The following is a 15959-nucleotide window of genomic DNA, read 5'->3' on the forward strand; positions in this document are numbered from 1 at the left end:
GCTCAAACATGCCCAGCCGACTACCCCCCGCCTGACGCGATCTCCTCGGCGGCCTCAGCGGGCTGGCACGCCATTCGGGCACGCGGCAGGCACGCTTAAGAACTCAAACGACAGCCACACTCAAGAACCCAAACGACAGCCCCTCCAAACCTCAAGCCCCCAGATAAGCCTTCCGCACATCCGCATTAACCAGCAAGTTCGCCCCCGTATCCTGCAGCACGACCCGCCCGTTCTCCAGCACATACCCCCGATCCGCCACCTGCAGCGCCTTGTTCGCATTCTGTTCGACCAAGAACACCGTCACGCCCTCAGAGCGTATCGTCCGGATAATGTCAAAAATCTGCGCAATAATCAGCGGCGCCAACCCCAGCGTAGGCTCATCCAGCAACAGCAGCTTGGGCTGCGTCATCAACGCTCGCCCAATCGCCAGCATCTGCTGTTCCCCGCCAGACATCGTCCCTGCACGCTGCGCCGCCCGCTCCTTCAGACGCGGAAACAGCTTATACACGTGCTCGAGCCCGGCCTCGATCGCATGACGGTCGGCAAAAAAGCCCCCCATCATCAGATTTTCCGCCACCGTCAGGTCCTTGAAGACCCGGCGTCCTTCCGGCGAAATCGCGATCCCGCTACGCATGATGTGATGCGTTTCTTTGTGCGTAATATCCTCGCCCTCGAACGTAATCGTCCCGGAACGAGCACGCGGATTCCCGCACACCGTCATCAACAACGTCGTCTTGCCGGCCCCGTTCGCGCCGATCAACGTGACGATCTCACCTTGATTGACCTCGACCGACACACCATTCAACGCCTGAATCGCACCATAGTAGGTATGAATATTGTCCAGCTTCAGCATCATTCTTCCCCCAGGTACGCTTTGATGACGCGTTCGTCGTTACGCACCTGATCCGGCGTGCCCGTCGTAATGGGCTTGCCGTGTTCCATCACCAGAATCCGGTCCGAGATGCCCATGATCAGGCTCATATCGTGCTCGATCAACAACACCGCCACACCGAACTCGCGACGCAACTGGTCGATCAACTGCTGCAGATCGCGCTTTTCCTGAGGGTTCAACCCCGCAGCCGGCTCATCCAGCATCAACAAGCGCGGCTTGGTGATCATGCAGCGCGCGATCTCCAGACGGCGCTGGTGGCCATACGCCAGATTGCCTGCCTCGCGGTTGGCATACTCGCGCAGCCCCATGAAATCCAGCCATTGCGCCGCACGCTGCAACGCGTCAGCCTCGGACTGGCGATACGACTTCAGTTTCAGCAGGCCCGGCAGCAGACGCGATTCCACCTGCGTATGCTGCGCCACCAGCAGGTTTTCCAGCACCGTCAGTTGCTTGAATAAACGCACGTTCTGAAAAGTGCGCACCAATCCATGATGCGCCACCTTGTGGCTGGGCAAACCAGTGATAGGTTTGCCGTCCATGACGATCTCTCCGCCGGTCGGCTTATAAAACCCGCCCACGCAGTTGAATACCGTCGTCTTGCCCGCCCCATTAGGGCCGATGATGGCAAACACCTCATCACGCTTGACCTCGAATCCCACACTATCGACGGCCAACAGCCCGCCGAACCGCATGGTCAGGCCCGATACTTTCAACAAGGCCTCGCTCATTTTTTCAGCTCCACGTGGGGACGCTTCATGGGCAACAACCCTTGTGGACGCCACATCATCATCAACACCATCACCAGACCGAACATCAGCATCCGGTATTCTGCAAACTCACGAGCAATCTCGGGCAGTACCGTCAGCAGAATCGCCGCGAGAATCACGCCGACCTGCGACCCCATCCCTCCCAGCACCACGATGGCCAGGATCAGTGCCGATTCGATGAAGGTGAACGACTCCGGATTCACCATGCCTTGGCGGGCTGCAAAAAACGCGCCGCCGAAACCGGCAAACATCGCGCCCAGCGTAAAGGCCGACAGCTTGATCCGCGTCGGGTTCAACCCCAGCGAACGGCAAGCGATTTCATCCTCGCGCAAGGCCTCCCACGCGCGTCCCACCGGCATACGGATCAAGCGCGTGGACACGAACAAGGTCACCAACGCCAGCGCCAACGCCATCAGATACAGATAGTTCACCATGTGCTGGTTATCGAACGTCCAGCCCATCAACTGATGAAATGTCTGAGAGCCCTCTTCGCTTGCACGGCGCGTCATTTCAAAGCCGAACACAGTCGGTTTCGGAATCCCCGAAATCCCGTCCGGGCCGCCCGTGAAAAAATTCAAATTGATCAGCAACAGGCGAATGATTTCACCAAACCCCAGCGTCACAATCGCCAGATAATCCCCGCGCAAACGCAGCACCGGAAACCCGAGGACGAAACCGAACAACGCAGCCATGGCTCCCGAGAAAGGCAGTGCCTCCCAAAAGCCCCAACCGGCCCAGTGATACAGCAAGGCGTACGTATACGCGCCCACCGCATAAAAGCCCACAAAGCCCAGATCCAGGAGCCCTGCGAAACCCACCACGATGTTCAGGCCCAGGCCCAGCATCACGTAGATCAGCACCAGCGTAGCGATATCCACCGAGCTGCGGCCGCTGAAAAACGGCCAGATCACCGCTGCCGCGATCAGCAGGACAAAGATCCATTTACGGCCTTTGGTCGGCGCGGCGGGCAATACCGGTACGCTGGTTTTCAGGCGCCGGAACGGCACCGCCAGCCACGGGCGCAAGAGTTGAAAAACGAACACCACTGCGGCGGCCAAGGCCACCAGGTCCCAGCGGGATTCCAGATGGGTTTGCGCGCCCTGACGAATCAGTTGCAGCCCAAACACCGGCATCACAATGACAGCCGTCAACACGGCCGCCATGAAAGCGTTCTTTAGCGTGTTATTAGCCATCAGACTTTTTCCACCTCAGGTTTGCCGAGCAGCCCCGTCGGGCGGAACAGCAGAATCAAGACCAGCAGCGCGAAAGCCACGATGTCCTTGTATTGCGACGAGATATAGGCTGCCGCCAGCGTCTCCGCCAGCCCCAGCAACACCCCGCCCAGCATCGCGCCGGGAATGCTGCCGATACCGCCCAGCACCGCCGCCGTAAACGCCTTGATCCCGGCGAGAAAGCCGATGAACGGATTGAGCTTGCCGACTGTGATGGCGATCAACACGCCACCTACCGCCGCCAGCATTGCGCCCAGAACGAAGGTGAACGAAATCACCCGGTTGGTATCGATACCCAGCAGATTGGCCATGTGCATGTCTTGCGAGCAAGCACGCGATGCACGGCCCATACGCGAGTACTTGATGAACAGCGACAGCGCGATCATCAACAGCACCGTCACCACAATGATCATGATGCGCGAATACGGCAGCGTGACGTCAAAGTCCGTGCCCATGTGGAACTGCAGCGATCCCGACACCAGCGACGGCACCGCCATATCGCGTGCGCCCTGGCCCAGTGCGACCCAGTTCTGCAGAAAAATCGACATACCGATAGCGGAAATCAGCGCCACCAGCCGTTGGCTGCCACGTACCGGCCGGTAGGCCACGCGTTCGACACTGAAGCCATAGATACCGGTCACCACAATCGCCACCAACAACATGGCAGCCACCATAAACGGCAGAGGCAAACCGCTGCCTGTACCGATGGCGGTCAAAGTGACCAAGCCCACATAAGCGCCGATCATATAGATCTCGCCGTGAGCAAAGTTGATCATACCGATGATGCCGTAGACCATTGTGTAGCCAATGGCAATCAACGCGTAAATCGCGCCCAGAGACAGACCGTTAAAGATCTGCTGGGTGAGTTGAGGGATAAGGTCTGACATGAATAATTACCTATGCTCCAAATGGCACCGGCCCCGGTAACAACAACCCGGAGCCGGAAACCTGGGCGTGCGGACAAGCTCCAGCGGATAGCCAGAGCTTCGCGTGTTTACAGCTGGGTTTTCTTACCGTCCTTGTCCCACTTGAATACGGCGAACTCAAAGTCCTTCAAGTCGCCCTTGGCGTCGTATTCGACTTTACCGATACCGGTGTCGAACGTGGTCTTGTGCATGTAGTCCGCAACCTTGGCGGGATCCTCACCCACGGCCTCGATGCTCTTGGCCAGGATCTGCACGGCGGCATAGGCCGGCATCTGGAACGCGCCGTCCGGATCGCGCTTGGCGTCCTTGAACGCCTTCACGATGCCTTCGTTGCCGGGCATCTTGGTAAAGTCAGCCGGCAGCGTGACCAGCAAGCCTTCGATGGCCGGACCGGCGATCGCCACCAGATCCTGGTTGGCGGTGCCCTCGGGGCCCATGAACTGCACGTTCAGGCCTTGCTCGCGCGACTGGCGCAGCAACAGGCCGAGTTCGGGGTGATAGCCACCGAAATAGACCAGGTCCACGCCCGAGGATTTGAGCTTGGTGATCACGGCCGAATAGTCGCTATCACCAACGTTGATGCCCTCGTACAGCGCAATGTTCACGCCCTCTTTTTCCAGGGAGGCCTTCACCTGCGAGGCTACACCCGAGCCGTAGGTCTGCTTGTCGTGCAGCACAGCGACCTTCTTGGGCTTGAGCGTTTTTGCGATGTAATTCGCCGCAAACGGACCTTGCTGGTCATCGCGGCCAATCGTACGGAAGAAGAAATGCGGCTTGGTCGTGTCCGTCACCAGCGGCGAGGTCGCACCCGGGGTGATGGCGACGATGCCTTCTTGTTCATAGACGTTCACTGCGGGCACTGTGACACCCGAGCACGCGTGCGCCACGGCGAACTTGGCGCCGGAGTTGACTACGCGGTTCGCGGCAGGCACGGCCTGCTTGGGCTCGCAGCCGTCATCGATCAAGATGGCTTCGAGCTTTTTGCCCTTGACGCCGCCTTGTGCGTTGATGGTCTCAATGGCGGTCAGCGCGCCGGCCTGGATCTGCGTCCCATACTGCGTATTGGGACCAGTCATGGGCTGGGGCATGCCGATCTTGATGGTGTCGGCTGCATGCGCAGCGCCAGCCAACAGCAACGAACCCAGGGCCAAAGCGATGGGGTTAACGCGATGCAGAAGCTTCATTCGATATTCTCCGGCGATAAGGATGGACAGCGTTGTACGGCTTTGGCATCGACGGGGGATACCCGGCGGCCTCAGACGTGCATTGCCGGCTTCTTGGGCAAAAGTACAGCGTGGGCGGTATTCTGAAAGCTGCCTGACACCCTGTCACTGCGTGTAATCCCCAATATCGCATAGCGTCGCATATTCAGGGACACATCACAGCAATCTCGCCATGGTGCGCCGCCTATTTGCGAGGAATTGCGCACACAGCTGATTCATTACCGAATTCCCCTGCTGCCCTGGGAAAAAGAGGCGCGCAAGTATTCAACAGCTTACTTACGCCAAGCTTGCAAATAATGAATACTCCTGGAAAACACCGACGTCTCATGCCCATATTTCTGCCTGACAGCTACAATCACGCCATGAATCACGACCTCTCTATCGCTTTTATCGGTGGCGGCAACATGGCTTCGGCGCTGGCCAGCGGGCTCGCCGGAAAAACCTGCCCTGCCGGCAATCTGCATGTTGTCGACCCTAACGCCGACGTACAAAATGCCTGGCGCCAGCGCGGTGCGACAGCTGCCAGCACGCCAGACGAGGCGCTGCGCGCCTGCAAAGTCTGGCTCTATGCCGTGAAACCTCAACAGTTGCGCGATGCCGTCGCCGCGACACGCCAGTGGTTGCAGCCGGATACCCTGATTATCAGCGTGGCCGCCGGCATCCGAGCCGACACCTTGGCCGAATGGCTGGGCGAGGCCGGCCAGCCTTGGCAAAATCTGGTGCGCTGCATGCCCAATACGCCGGCATTGGTCGGTGCGGGCGTCTCTGGCCTGACCGCCCTGCCCGGCGTCGATGATGCGGGCCGCACCTTGGCCGAAAGCCTGTTGGCTTCGGTAGGCCAGGTTGTGTGGGTGGCAGACGATGCCGCCCTGGATGCGGTCACCGCACTGTCCGGCAGCGGCCCCGCGTACGTCTTCCTGTTTCTCGAGTCCCTGATTGCGGGCGGCGTGGCCGTCGGCCTCAGCCCTGACCAGGCCCATCAATTGGCCCTGGGCACCCTGGCTGGCGCCACCAAGCTCGCTGAGCAGGCCACCGATTCGCCCTCAGTATTGCGCGAACGCGTCACCTCCAAAGGCGGCACCACTGCTGCTGCATTGCAGGTGTTTGAGCAAGCCGACCTGCGCGGCATCGTGCGTCAGGCTCTCGAAGCCGCAGCGCAGCGCTCGCGAGAACTCGCCGACGAATTCGGCAAATAAGGTCCAGGGGGTATCCAACGTCGCGATGTTGGGTACCTCCATGCAAGCAATGAACATCAACACCCCTAGGCCCGGTTTGAACAGTACCAGCTCGGCCCTGCCGCCCACATCCCGCCATTTCCAGGCCATGACGCCCGGCCAATTCGCCGTGGCCGTCTTTTGCATGGGCCTGATCGTCGTCGGCTCCAACGTCCTCGTCCAGGTACCGCTCAACGACTGGCTGACCTGGGGCGGACTGTCATATCCGATCGCGTTTCTGGTCACTGATGTCCTGAATCGCCGTTTTGGCCCGAGCGCCGCGCGCCGCGTCGCCTGGGTAGGTTTCGCCCTGGCGCTCGCCGTATCGATCTGGCTGGCGTCACCCCGTATCGCCATGGCCTCTGGGCTGGCCTATATCTGCGCACAACTGGCCGACATCCAGGTCTTTGACCGGCTGCGCGATCAGCGCTGGTGGCGCGCGCCGCTGCTGTCAGGCACTGTCGGCGCCCTGCTCGATACCGCCGTGTTTTTCAGCGTCGCCTTTGCTGCGACCGGGACGCCGTGGGTGACCTGGATGCTTGGCGATCTGGCCATCAAACTGCTTGTCAACGTCAGCATGCTCGCGCCTTTCCGAGCGTTGATGTGGAATCTGGCGCGGCCCGAGCCTCTGGATCCGCAGGGCTGCGATCAGCCGCGCTGCGGCGTCCGATAACAGCTGCCTCACCACGCGGCCACGCGAAATGGATGAAGCGCGCCTGCTTATCAGCGTCGATTGTTGCGCTGCCGCCCGTTCCCGCACCGCCCCGTTCGCTGCATCGTTTCACACAAACTACGACAGATATTTGACAGCGCCCCCCAGTGGTGTAAAAGTCACAACTCTGTCACATCCCATACATAAGGTGTCGTGTTCATTGCGGCCCAATACCCTTGGCCCCCACTACGCACGCAACCGGAGAACAAATCCATGAGACCGCAACGCCTAGCCCTCACCTTTGCCGCACTAATGACGGCCTTTGCCGCGACCTCGGCATACGCCGCGACGGAAATCCAATTCTGGCACTCAATGGAAGGTGCGCTGGGTGAACGCGTCAATGAGCTCGTCCAGGAGTTCAACAAGAAAAACCCCGACTACAAAGTCAATGCTGTCTACAAAGGCAACTACGGCGAGTCTATGAACGCCGGTATCGCCGCGTTCCGCGCCGGCAATGCCCCCGACATTCTGCAGGTATTCGAGGTCGGCACGGCCACCATGATGTACGCCAAGGGCGCCGTCAAGCCAGTCCAGGAGATGTCCGAAGAAGCCGGCGAGCCACTGGATCCCAAAGCCTTTATCGGCGCGGTGGCAGGCTACTACTCGTCGCAAGACGGCAAACTCATCTCCATGCCGTTCAACAGCTCGACGGTGGTGTTCTACTACAACAAAGACGCCTTCAAGAAAGCCGGCCTCGACCCCGAAAAGCCGCCCAAGACCTGGGAAGAGCTCGCGGATGCCGGCCAGAAACTGAAGGCCGCCGGCCAAGAATGCGGCTACACCACGTCCTGGCCGTCCTGGGTCCAGCTGGAAACGCTGTCGGCCTGGCATAACGTGCCCTACGCCACCAAAGACAACGGCTTTGGCGGACTGGACGCCCGTCTGGCGATCGACACGCCGCTGCACGTGCGCCATCTGGAAAACCTGGCCAAGCTCGCCAAAGAAGGCATCTTTATGTATGGCGGCCGCGGCGACCAGCCCAACTCGCTGTTCATCGGCGGCAAATGCGCCATGATCACGGGCTCCAGCGGTCTGCGCGCCAACATCGCCAAGAACGCCAAATTCGAATTCGGCACCTCGACCCTGCCCTACTACGCCGACGTCAAGGGCGCACCGCAAAACACCATCATCGGCGGCGCATCGCTGTGGGTCTTTGCCAAGAAATCGCCCGAGGTCTACAAGGGCGTGACCAAGTTCTTCCATTTCCTGGCCAGCCCCGAAATCGCCGCTCGCTGGCACCAGCAGACCGGCTATGTGCCCGTCACCGTCGCCGCTTACGAGCAAACCAAAAAATCCGGTTACTACGACAAGAACCCGGGTACGGAAGTCGGCGTCAAACAGCTGAACGTCCAGACGACCGCGCAATCGCGCGGCCTGCGCCTGGGCTACCTGCCGCAAATCCGTGAGATCGAAGACCAGGAAATCGAACGCATCGTTTCCGGCAAGACCAGCGCCCAAGACGGCATCAAGACTATGGTTACGCGCGGCGACGAGTTGCTCGAAAAATTCGAAAAGAGCGTGAAGTAAAATCCGTCATCACGGCGGCTTTCCTCATGAAAGCCGCCGCTTTTTTTTGCGATGATATGTATTTCCAAATTACATTGGCAGGTCTTTTGACAGACCTTTTTGCTAGCTGACCAGGGCTTGCCTCATGGAAAAACGCGTCGTCTTCCGACACAAGACCCTGCCTTACCTATTACTGGCGCCGCAGATTGCGGTCACGCTGGTGTTCTTTTTCTGGCCTGCGGGCCAGGCCCTGTGGCAATCGACACAGTTACAGGATGTCTTCGGTCTGTCCACCGAATTCGTCGGCCTGGACAATTTCGTTGATCTATTCAACCAGACCGCGTATCTGGAATCTTTCCGCGTCACCGCCGTATTCTCGGCGCTGGTGGCCTTTGTCGGGCTGGCAGTTTCGCTCTTGCTGGCGGTCATGGCCGATCGCGTGATCCGCGGTGCGGGCCTGTACAAAACCCTGCTGATCTGGCCCTACGCCGTCGCGCCTGCCGTCGTCGGCGTGCTGTGGCTATTCCTGTTTTCTCCATCGGTCGGCATCCTGGCCGTCGCGCTCGGCAAAATGGGCATCGGCTGGAATCCGCGCCTGGACGGCGATCAGGCCATGATGCTCGTGCTCATTGCCGCTGTCTGGAAACAGATCTCGTACAACTTCCTGTTTTTCCTGGCTGGCCTGCAATCCATTCCGCGCTCGTTGATCGAGGCCGCTGCGATCGATGGCGCCTCGCCTACGCGCCGGTTCTGGACCATCGTCTTTCCGCTGCTGTCGCCGACCACGTTCTTTCTGCTGGTCGTCAACGTCATCTATGCGTTCTTCGACACGTTTGCTGTGATCGATACCACCACGCAAGGCGGCCCCGGCACGTCCACCTCCATCCTGGTCTACAAAGTCTACAGCGACGCCTTCAACGGCCTGGACCTGGGTTCCTCCGCCGCACAGTCCGTCGTGCTGATGGCTATCGTCGTGGCGCTCACGGTCGTGCAGTTCCGTTACATCGACCGCAAAGTCCAGTACTGATCAAAAAGGCTACGCATCATGGTTGAACGCCGTCCCTGGCTGGACATCCTGGCTCACATCATCCTGCTGTGCGGAGTAGCGCTGGTCGCCTTTCCGCTGTATGTGACGTTTGTCGCCTCGACCCAGACCGCCCAAGAAGTCGCCGCCGCACCGATGTCGCTGCTGCCCGGCCCGCACTTCGTCGAGAACTACACGCGCGCGCTGACCAACGCTGGCGTGGGCAGCATGCTGTATGTCAGCTTGATCATGGCGCTGGCCATCTCGCTGGGCAAAATCGCCATCTCATTACTCTCGGCTTTTGCCGTTGTGTATTTCCGCTTTCCGGGACGCATGTTCTTTTTCTGGATGATTTTCGTCACCCTGATGCTGCCCGTCGAAGTCCGCATCGCGCCTACCTACAAAGTCGTCGCGGACCTGGGATTGCTCAATAGCTATGCCGGCCTGACGCTGCCGCTCATCGCCTCGGCCACCGCGACGTTCCTGTTCCGCCAGTTCTTTCTGACCGTTCCCGATGAGCTCGTCGAAGCCGCGCGCATCGACGGCGCCAGCCCGCTGCGATTTTTCCGCGACGTGCTGTTGCCGCTATCGCGCACCAGCATCGCCGCCCTCTTTGTCATCCAGTTCATCTATGGCTGGAACCAATACCTCTGGCCGCTGCTCATCACCACCCAAGAAGACATGTATCCGGTGGTCATCGGCATCAAACGCATGATCAGCGGCGGCGACAGCGTCACCGAGTGGAACATCACCATGGCCACCGCGCTATTGGCCATGATCCCGCCGGTACTGGTCGTGATCCTGATGCAAAAGTGGTTCGTCAAAGGCTTGGTCGACACCGAAAAATAACCGTGCCGCCCCTCATCCGGGCAGCCGCTTACGCAAAGAACATCTCATGGCAACCCTGAGCTTTCGCAACGTCAAGAAAACCTATGCCGGCAACGTCGCCGTCATCCACGGCATCGACGCAGACGTAAAAGACGGCGAATTCATCGTCATCGTCGGCCCGTCCGGCTGCGGAAAATCCACCCTGATGCGCATGGTCGCCGGCCTGGAAACTGTCACCAGCGGCGAGATCCTGATCGACGGCAACGTCGTCAATCAACTCGAGCCGGCCGAACGCGACATCGCCATGGTGTTCCAGAACTACGCGCTCTACCCGCACATGAGCGTGTTCGACAACATGGCCTACGGCCTGAAGATCCGCAAATTCTCCAAGGACGACATACGCAAACGCGTCGACGCCGCTGCGAAAATCCTGGAGCTCGAAAAACTGCTCGACCGCCGCCCGCGACAACTGTCCGGCGGTCAACGCCAGCGCGTTGCCATGGGCCGCGCCATCGTGCGCGAGCCCAAAGTCTTTCTATTCGACGAACCCTTATCCAATCTGGACGCCAAACTGCGCGTGGCCATGCGTCTGGAAATCATGAAACTGCATCGGCGCCTGGGCACCACCAGCCTCTACGTGACGCACGATCAAGTCGAGGCCATGACTCTCGCCCACCGCATGATCGTCATGAATCAGGGCGTGCCCGAACAGATCGGGACGCCCATGGAGGTTTTCGAAAAGCCCGCCTCCACCTTTGTCGCAGGCTTCATCGGGTCGCCACCCATGAACCTGATCACCGTCACCACCACCGCCGAGGGCAGCGTCCAGACTCAAGACGGCATCACGCTGCAAATCCCTGCAGACCAAGTCCCCGCCGCCGTGCGTGGCCGCCCCGTCATCCTGGGCATACGTCCCGAACACATCGATCTCAATAACCAAGGCATCCCCGCCGAAGTTGAAATGATCGAAACCCTGGGCTCGGAACAGCTCTTGCACGCGCGCTGCGGTCAATCACCTATCGTGGTCCGCTGTCCCACCAGTCTGTTGGCCGCCACGCCGCTTAAACCTGGTGACGCCATTCAACTGGGTTCGGACGGCCGCCATGCCCTGCACTGGTTCGACGTGCAGACCGGGCGGCGGATCTGATTGGGGCGGAGAATCCCTCAGCGTCTGTGATCAGCCTCTAGGCATGGCGAGCGGTATGCGCCTGAATCGCTGATGGCATCGGCACAGACCACGCCTCGGACAACTTGTGCAACGCGGGCACGATCGTGGGATCCAGGGATACACCGTGACTGAGTTGCTGCGCCCGCAATGCCAGCCCCCTATCACCCGGCAATCGCACCGCGTCCACGCCGGCCCGAGGCGGATTCTCGCGGCATTGCTGGGCCAGCCAATTCATCTGTCGATGAAAGTCTTCTTTGCCGCCAAAACCCGTTGTGTCATGCAGTGTCAAATACACCGNCGCGCCCCATCCCTCGGCGCCGTCATCGCGNCNATACCCCCCCAATCCGCCCGTCAATGCCTCGATCAGCAACGCCAGACCATAGCCTTTGTGTCCCGCGGAAATCCCGCCCACAGGCAAGATAGTGCCCGGCGGCTGCGCAAACAAGACTGACGGATCACGCGTGGGATGCCCCTGGGCGTCGATCAACCACGCCTCGTCGAACTGCTTGCCCTGCTGCGCCAACCGTGCGGACATACCGTTGGTCGTGATCGAAGCAGAGATGTCAATCAGCAACGGCGATGCTGCAGGAATACCTGCCGCAATGGGGTTGGGGGTAAACACGGCCTGAGTGCCGCCAAAAGGCGCCACACTGCGCGCAGCAGGGTCGGATGATGCCAGCACGATCAGCATGTCTTGCTGAACGGCGCGCAGCAGATAGCTGGCCAGGCAGGCAATATGGTGGCTGCGCCGGATGACCAGGGTTGCCGAACCGAAACGGCGCGCGCGCGGCAGCAATTCATCAATCGCGCGGCAAACCAGCCAGGGACCCGGCAACCGCCGGCCATCCCACAACACTGAGGCCTCTTTGTCGGACAGGACCTCTGGCTCGCCCTCATTGGCCATGCGGCCTTGTTGCAGGTCGGCGGCATAAGGCGCCAACAACGCCAGACCGTGCGTCGTGTGGCCCAGCAAATCGCCCTCGACCAGGACCTCTGCCACGGTAGTCGCGATATCGTTCCGCATCCCGGCCTGCACCAGCACCCGCTCGGCAAACTCCCGCAGCGCGGCAGCCTCATAAACCCCAACGTCGCCTTGAGTCATGCCGTCACGCTCCTTTTATCCGTAGACATGCGATATACGCCTTTGCACAGCGGGATCAACCAAACCAGGATTGCCAGAACACCCAACCCGCAAGCAATCGGACGGCTGAAGAAGGCCCAGAAGTTTCCATCGGCCTTGATCATCGAAAAAACGAAATGCTCTTCGAGCATCCCGCCCAGCACCACCCCTAGCACGGCGGGCGCGATCGGAAAGTCATTTTCCTCCATCAGGTACGCGAGCACCCCCATCACCAGCATCACCAGCACCTCAAACACACTGTTATTGATGGCAAAGGTGCCTACGATACAAAATAGCAGAATGATAGGCATCAGCACATTACGCGGCACATTCAGCACCTGCTTGGCCGTCTTCACCACGAGATAACCCAAGGGCAACATAATGAGGTTCGCCAACACAAACACGGTGAAAACGGCATACATCTCGACCGGGCTATTGGTAAAAATCATCGGCCCAGGCGTCATGTTCTTCATGTACAACACGCCGATCACGATGGCCGTAATGGAATCCCCCGGGATCCCGAACACCAGCGCAGGAATCCACGCCCCTGCCAACGCCGAATTATTTGCCGCCCCTGCCTCGACAATTCCCTCCACGTGGCCCGTGCCGAATTTCTCGCGTTCGCGCGAAAACCGCTTGCTGATTCCGTACGACATCCAGGCCGCAATATCTGCGCCAGCGCCCGGCAGAATTCCCACCACCGTTCCCAGCACACTGCCGCGCGCGACGCTGGCAGGATACTTGCGCATCAACCCGCCCATGCCCGTAAAAATATTGCCGATGCGCCCTTTGATATCCACCGGACGCTGACTGACATCCGTGGCATAACGCAGCACCTCGGACACCGCAAACATCCCCACCATCATCGGCAACAGCGTCACGCCATTGAGCATGTCATCGTTGCCGAACGTGAAACGCGGGTACGCTGCGGGATTGTTCATCCCCACACAGGCCAGCAACAATCCGATCAGCAACGACACAAAACCGCGCAGCGTGCTCGATGGCGAAATGAATATCGCACACGACAGGCCCAGCACCACCAGCCAGAAAAACTCGTAGGACGTGAAGTTCAATGCGAAATCGGCCAGCAGCGGCGCGCACGTGATCAACACGAACGTGCCAAACAGCCCGCCGATACACGAGAACACAATGCTCGCACCCAAGGCCTGGTCCGCCAACCCTCGCCGCGTCATGGCGTAGGCCTCGTCGGTATAGGCGGCCGACGACGGCGTACCCGGTATGCGCAAAAGGCAGCCCGGAATATCCCCGGACGTGATCGCCATCGCCGTGGCTGTCACCATCATCGCGATGGCCGGAATCGGGTCCATGAAAAACGTGATCGGCACCAGCAGCGCGACTGCCATCGTCGCGCTCAGGCCGGGCACCGCCCCCACAAACAGGCCGAATATCGCAGACAGAAAAATCACGCTCAACACAAACGGGTCGGCTACCTGCAACAATGCCTGGTAGATATGTTCAGATGCCATGATGTCACCACGCCAACGGTTCGAGCAGACCCCACGGCAATGGCACGTGCAGCACACTGTAGAACATCACATGAATGACGAGCGAGACGATCAACGCCACCATCAACGCGCGCCGCCAACGCACGCCAAACAAGCGCTGCATCACCAGCAGCAGCAAAAACGAGCAAGGCAGAAATCCCAGCCAGTCCGCGGCCATGAAATAAAACACCAGAGAAATCGGCACCATCAGAAAGCGCAGCACCGCCATCGGATCACGCAGCCACGCGGGCCAGCCCGCACGCACAGCCCCCGCACGGCGCGCGCGCCATCCCTGGATCACCAGCAACACGGAACAAATAAACAGGCCTATCGAAATCAGCGTCGGAAACAGACTCGCGCCAAATTGTTGGCCAGGAATGACGGGAAACGTGCGCGCTACGGCGAAAACAAATACAGAGAAAACGCCCAGCACAATCCCAATTCGAATATCGTCGAATTTCATGGGACCTCTTCTAAACGAGGGGGTTCGACACCCCGGCCTACACGGCGGGCCGGGGAATGCGATGCGGCAACGATCCCGATTGGCTATTGCGGTGCGGGGCGCGCCATGCCAATCGCGGAAATTACTTGCCCGAAATCATCCATCGAACGTTGCATGAATGTGCCGTACTCGGCGCCGCCCGCCCAGCCGACACCAAAGCCGCGTTGCTTCATGAAGTCCTGGAATTCCTTGCTGTGATTGATCTTGTCGAGCGCTTGCACCATCCGCTTGGTGACATCGTCGGGCAGGCCCTTGGGGCCCGCGATGCCGCGCCACACACCGATTTTCCAATCCACGCCGATCGACTCTTTCAGCGTCGGCACATCGGGATACAAAGCCTCGCGCTTGTCGGCCATCACCGCCAACGGTTTCGCTTTACCGGCGTCGATCATCGGACGCGCTTCGGGCAAGGAGGTCGGCACGATGTCGATACCACCAGAGGCCAATTCCAGCATGGCCGGCGCCGCGCCGTTGGATGGCACAAACGGGACCGCCGCCGGATCCAGGCCTGCAGTCTTGAGCAGACCAGCAATCGCTATGTGCCAGATACCACCCTGGCCAGTGCCTGATGCCTTGAGCTTGCCGGGATTCGCCTTGATCGCCTCCATCAAATCGCCCATCGTTTTGTACGAAGACGAGGCGCTGACGGAAACTGCAGCGGGATCCACGTTCATCAAGCCGAGCGGCGTATAGTCCGCTGGCGACAGAGACGTCAGGCCCAGATGCTTCATCATCGCAATCTCGACCGTCAACATGCCCAATGTGTAGCCGTCAGGCCGGGCCTTGGCAATCGCTGCATGTCCCACGACCCCGTTACCACCCGTGCGATTGACGACGTTGACGGGTTGGCCCAATTCCTTTTCCAGCAGCGAGGCGATGATGCGCGCCGTGGCATCGGTGCCTCCTCCTGCTCCCCACGCCACATACATCGTGATAGGCCTTTCAGGCCAATCCGCGTATGCCAGCGGAGAAAAAGCGCACAGCGCTAACGCCCATCCAAGCAAGCGATGTTTCCTCATCGTATTGTCTCCAGGTCCTTCGTGGAATGCCCGGCGGATGCCGGATCCGGTCAGCTACGATAGGGGCGCAATGTGTACTTGCACCCTCATTTTGAAATAACAACAGACGCTCTGTGATAGTGTGAAACCATCTTAATTGATCATTATTAGCAGAGCAATCGACGATTCAACTATCGGGTTATCCCGGTGAGGGTCTTGTTATCGGCTAAATCGTATGGGTTGAAATTCGTTGGCGGTTTGGATGGGCCTAGGGGGGTGTGCTTATTGGACGTCGAGCCGAGGCAATCGGGCCGTGAGGGCTTCACAAAGCCGGTCCGGCGC

General features: G+C 59.7%; 14 protein-coding genes and 2 pseudogenes. 6 read left to right on the forward strand and 10 right to left on the reverse strand.

Going from position 1 to position 15959, the window contains the following annotated elements:
- Nucleotides 1-151: 151 nt before the first annotated feature.
- The 5 genes from ACNA0I_RS20200 to ACNA0I_RS20220 all read right to left on the reverse strand — a co-directional run bounded on the left by ACNA0I_RS20200 (nt 152) and on the right by ACNA0I_RS20220 (nt 5001).
- Nucleotides 152-853 carry an ABC transporter ATP-binding protein gene (locus ACNA0I_RS20200; RefSeq protein ID WP_415807921.1) on the reverse strand — a complete coding sequence of 234 codons (702 nt, stop codon included), beginning with the start codon at nt 851-853 and terminating at the stop codon, nt 152-154.
- On the reverse strand, nt 853-1620 hold the full coding sequence (gene livG, locus ACNA0I_RS20205; protein WP_415807829.1) for a high-affinity branched-chain amino acid ABC transporter ATP-binding protein LivG: 768 nt from the start codon (nt 1618-1620) through the stop codon (nt 853-855). The genes ACNA0I_RS20200 and livG overlap by 1 nt, the downstream gene beginning before the upstream one ends.
- A complete protein-coding gene (locus ACNA0I_RS20210; protein ID WP_415807830.1) occupies nt 1617-2852 on the reverse strand; it encodes a high-affinity branched-chain amino acid ABC transporter permease LivM in 1236 nt (411 codons plus the stop codon). Before ACNA0I_RS20210 ends, livG begins: the two co-directional genes overlap by 4 nt.
- Nucleotides 2852-3778 (reverse strand): high-affinity branched-chain amino acid ABC transporter permease LivH, encoded by a 927-nt coding sequence (gene livH, locus ACNA0I_RS20215; RefSeq protein ID WP_415807831.1) that lies wholly within the window; start codon nt 3776-3778, stop codon nt 2852-2854. The genes ACNA0I_RS20210 and livH overlap by 1 nt, the downstream gene beginning before the upstream one ends.
- 107 nt (nt 3779-3885) lie before the next feature.
- Complete coding sequence (locus tag ACNA0I_RS20220; protein WP_415807832.1) at nt 3886-5001, reverse strand: high-affinity branched-chain amino acid ABC transporter substrate-binding protein; 1116 nt, start codon at nt 4999-5001, stop codon at nt 3886-3888.
- Between the two features lie 401 nt (nt 5002-5402).
- On the opposite strand from ACNA0I_RS20220, the gene proC reads away from it, so the two are divergent.
- The 6 genes from proC (at nt 5403) to ACNA0I_RS20250 (ending at nt 11471) form a co-directional block, all read left to right on the forward strand.
- Nucleotides 5403-6236, forward strand: a complete 834-nt coding sequence (gene proC / locus ACNA0I_RS20225; RefSeq protein ID WP_415807922.1) for a pyrroline-5-carboxylate reductase — start codon at nt 5403-5405, stop codon at nt 6234-6236.
- Between the two features lie 127 nt (nt 6237-6363).
- Complete coding sequence (locus ACNA0I_RS20230) at nt 6364-6927, forward strand: queuosine precursor transporter (protein WP_415807923.1); 564 nt, start codon at nt 6364-6366, stop codon at nt 6925-6927.
- Between the two features lie 252 nt (nt 6928-7179).
- Nucleotides 7180-8493, forward strand: a complete 1314-nt coding sequence (ugpB, locus tag ACNA0I_RS20235) for a sn-glycerol-3-phosphate ABC transporter substrate-binding protein UgpB (protein WP_415807833.1) — start codon at nt 7180-7182, stop codon at nt 8491-8493.
- A 124-nt stretch (nt 8494-8617) separates the two neighbouring features.
- Complete coding sequence (gene ugpA, locus ACNA0I_RS20240; protein WP_094838047.1) at nt 8618-9499, forward strand: sn-glycerol-3-phosphate ABC transporter permease UgpA; 882 nt, start codon at nt 8618-8620, stop codon at nt 9497-9499.
- A gap of 18 nt (nt 9500-9517) precedes the next feature.
- On the forward strand, nt 9518-10345 hold the full coding sequence (gene ugpE, locus ACNA0I_RS20245; RefSeq protein ID WP_094821548.1) for a sn-glycerol-3-phosphate ABC transporter permease UgpE: 828 nt from the start codon (nt 9518-9520) through the stop codon (nt 10343-10345).
- A 46-nt stretch (nt 10346-10391) separates the two neighbouring features.
- Nucleotides 10392-11471 (forward strand): sn-glycerol-3-phosphate import ATP-binding protein UgpC, encoded by a 1080-nt coding sequence (locus ACNA0I_RS20250; protein WP_415807834.1) that lies wholly within the window; start codon nt 10392-10394, stop codon nt 11469-11471.
- 37 nt (nt 11472-11508) lie between these two features.
- Here ACNA0I_RS20250 and ACNA0I_RS20255 read toward each other — a convergent pair.
- The 5 genes and pseudogenes from ACNA0I_RS20255 to ACNA0I_RS20275 form a co-directional block, all read right to left on the reverse strand.
- Nucleotides 11509-11789 (reverse strand): annotated as a pseudogene (locus tag ACNA0I_RS20255) (Ldh family oxidoreductase); the annotation flags it as partial.
- Between the two features lie 34 nt (nt 11790-11823).
- Nucleotides 11824-12594 (reverse strand): annotated as a pseudogene (locus ACNA0I_RS20260) (Ldh family oxidoreductase); the annotation flags it as partial.
- The gene (locus ACNA0I_RS20265) at nt 12591-14099 is read right to left on the reverse strand and encodes a tripartite tricarboxylate transporter permease (protein ID WP_415807835.1); all 1509 of its coding nucleotides are present in this window, start codon (nt 14097-14099) and stop codon (nt 12591-12593) included. The pseudogene ACNA0I_RS20260 and the gene ACNA0I_RS20265, both read right to left, overlap by 4 nt.
- A 4-nt stretch (nt 14100-14103) precedes the next feature.
- On the reverse strand, nt 14104-14580 hold the full coding sequence (locus tag ACNA0I_RS20270; protein ID WP_415807836.1) for a tripartite tricarboxylate transporter TctB family protein: 477 nt from the start codon (nt 14578-14580) through the stop codon (nt 14104-14106).
- An 83-nt stretch (nt 14581-14663) separates the two neighbouring features.
- Nucleotides 14664-15638, reverse strand: coding sequence for a tripartite tricarboxylate transporter substrate binding protein (locus ACNA0I_RS20275; RefSeq protein WP_415807837.1), 975 nt, complete (start codon nt 15636-15638; stop codon nt 14664-14666).
- Nucleotides 15639-15959: the final 321 nt, after the last annotated feature.

This window comes from Bordetella muralis (assembly GCF_965139205.1).
In the GTDB taxonomy this organism is placed as follows: domain Bacteria; phylum Pseudomonadota; class Gammaproteobacteria; order Burkholderiales; family Burkholderiaceae_B; genus Bordetella_A; species Bordetella_A muralis.

Coding starts and splice junctions, on each gene's coding strand:
- ugpE (WP_094821548.1), top strand. CDS start 9,518: ATGGTTGAACGCCGTCCCTGGCTGGACATCCTGGCTCACATCATCCTG.
- livG (WP_415807829.1), bottom strand. CDS start 1,620: ATGAGCGAGGCCTTGTTGAAAGTATCGGGCCTGACCATGCGGTTCGGC.
- ACNA0I_RS20265 (WP_415807835.1), bottom strand. CDS start 14,099: ATGGCATCTGAACATATCTACCAGGCATTGTTGCAGGTAGCCGACCCG.
- ugpB (WP_415807833.1), top strand. CDS start 7,180: ATGAGACCGCAACGCCTAGCCCTCACCTTTGCCGCACTAATGACGGCC.
- ACNA0I_RS20250 (WP_415807834.1), top strand. CDS start 10,392: ATGGCAACCCTGAGCTTTCGCAACGTCAAGAAAACCTATGCCGGCAAC.
- ACNA0I_RS20275 (WP_415807837.1), bottom strand. CDS start 15,638: ATGAGGAAACATCGCTTGCTTGGATGGGCGTTAGCGCTGTGCGCTTTT.
- ACNA0I_RS20270 (WP_415807836.1), bottom strand. CDS start 14,580: ATGAAATTCGACGATATTCGAATTGGGATTGTGCTGGGCGTTTTCTCT.
- ACNA0I_RS20210 (WP_415807830.1), bottom strand. CDS start 2,852: ATGGCTAATAACACGCTAAAGAACGCTTTCATGGCGGCCGTGTTGACG.
- ugpA (WP_094838047.1), top strand. CDS start 8,618: ATGGAAAAACGCGTCGTCTTCCGACACAAGACCCTGCCTTACCTATTA.
- ACNA0I_RS20220 (WP_415807832.1), bottom strand. CDS start 5,001: ATGAAGCTTCTGCATCGCGTTAACCCCATCGCTTTGGCCCTGGGTTCG.
- proC (WP_415807922.1), top strand. CDS start 5,403: ATGAATCACGACCTCTCTATCGCTTTTATCGGTGGCGGCAACATGGCT.
- ACNA0I_RS20230 (WP_415807923.1), top strand. CDS start 6,364: ATGACGCCCGGCCAATTCGCCGTGGCCGTCTTTTGCATGGGCCTGATC.
- ACNA0I_RS20200 (WP_415807921.1), bottom strand. CDS start 853: ATGCTGAAGCTGGACAATATTCATACCTACTATGGTGCGATTCAGGCG.
- livH (WP_415807831.1), bottom strand. CDS start 3,778: ATGTCAGACCTTATCCCTCAACTCACCCAGCAGATCTTTAACGGTCTG.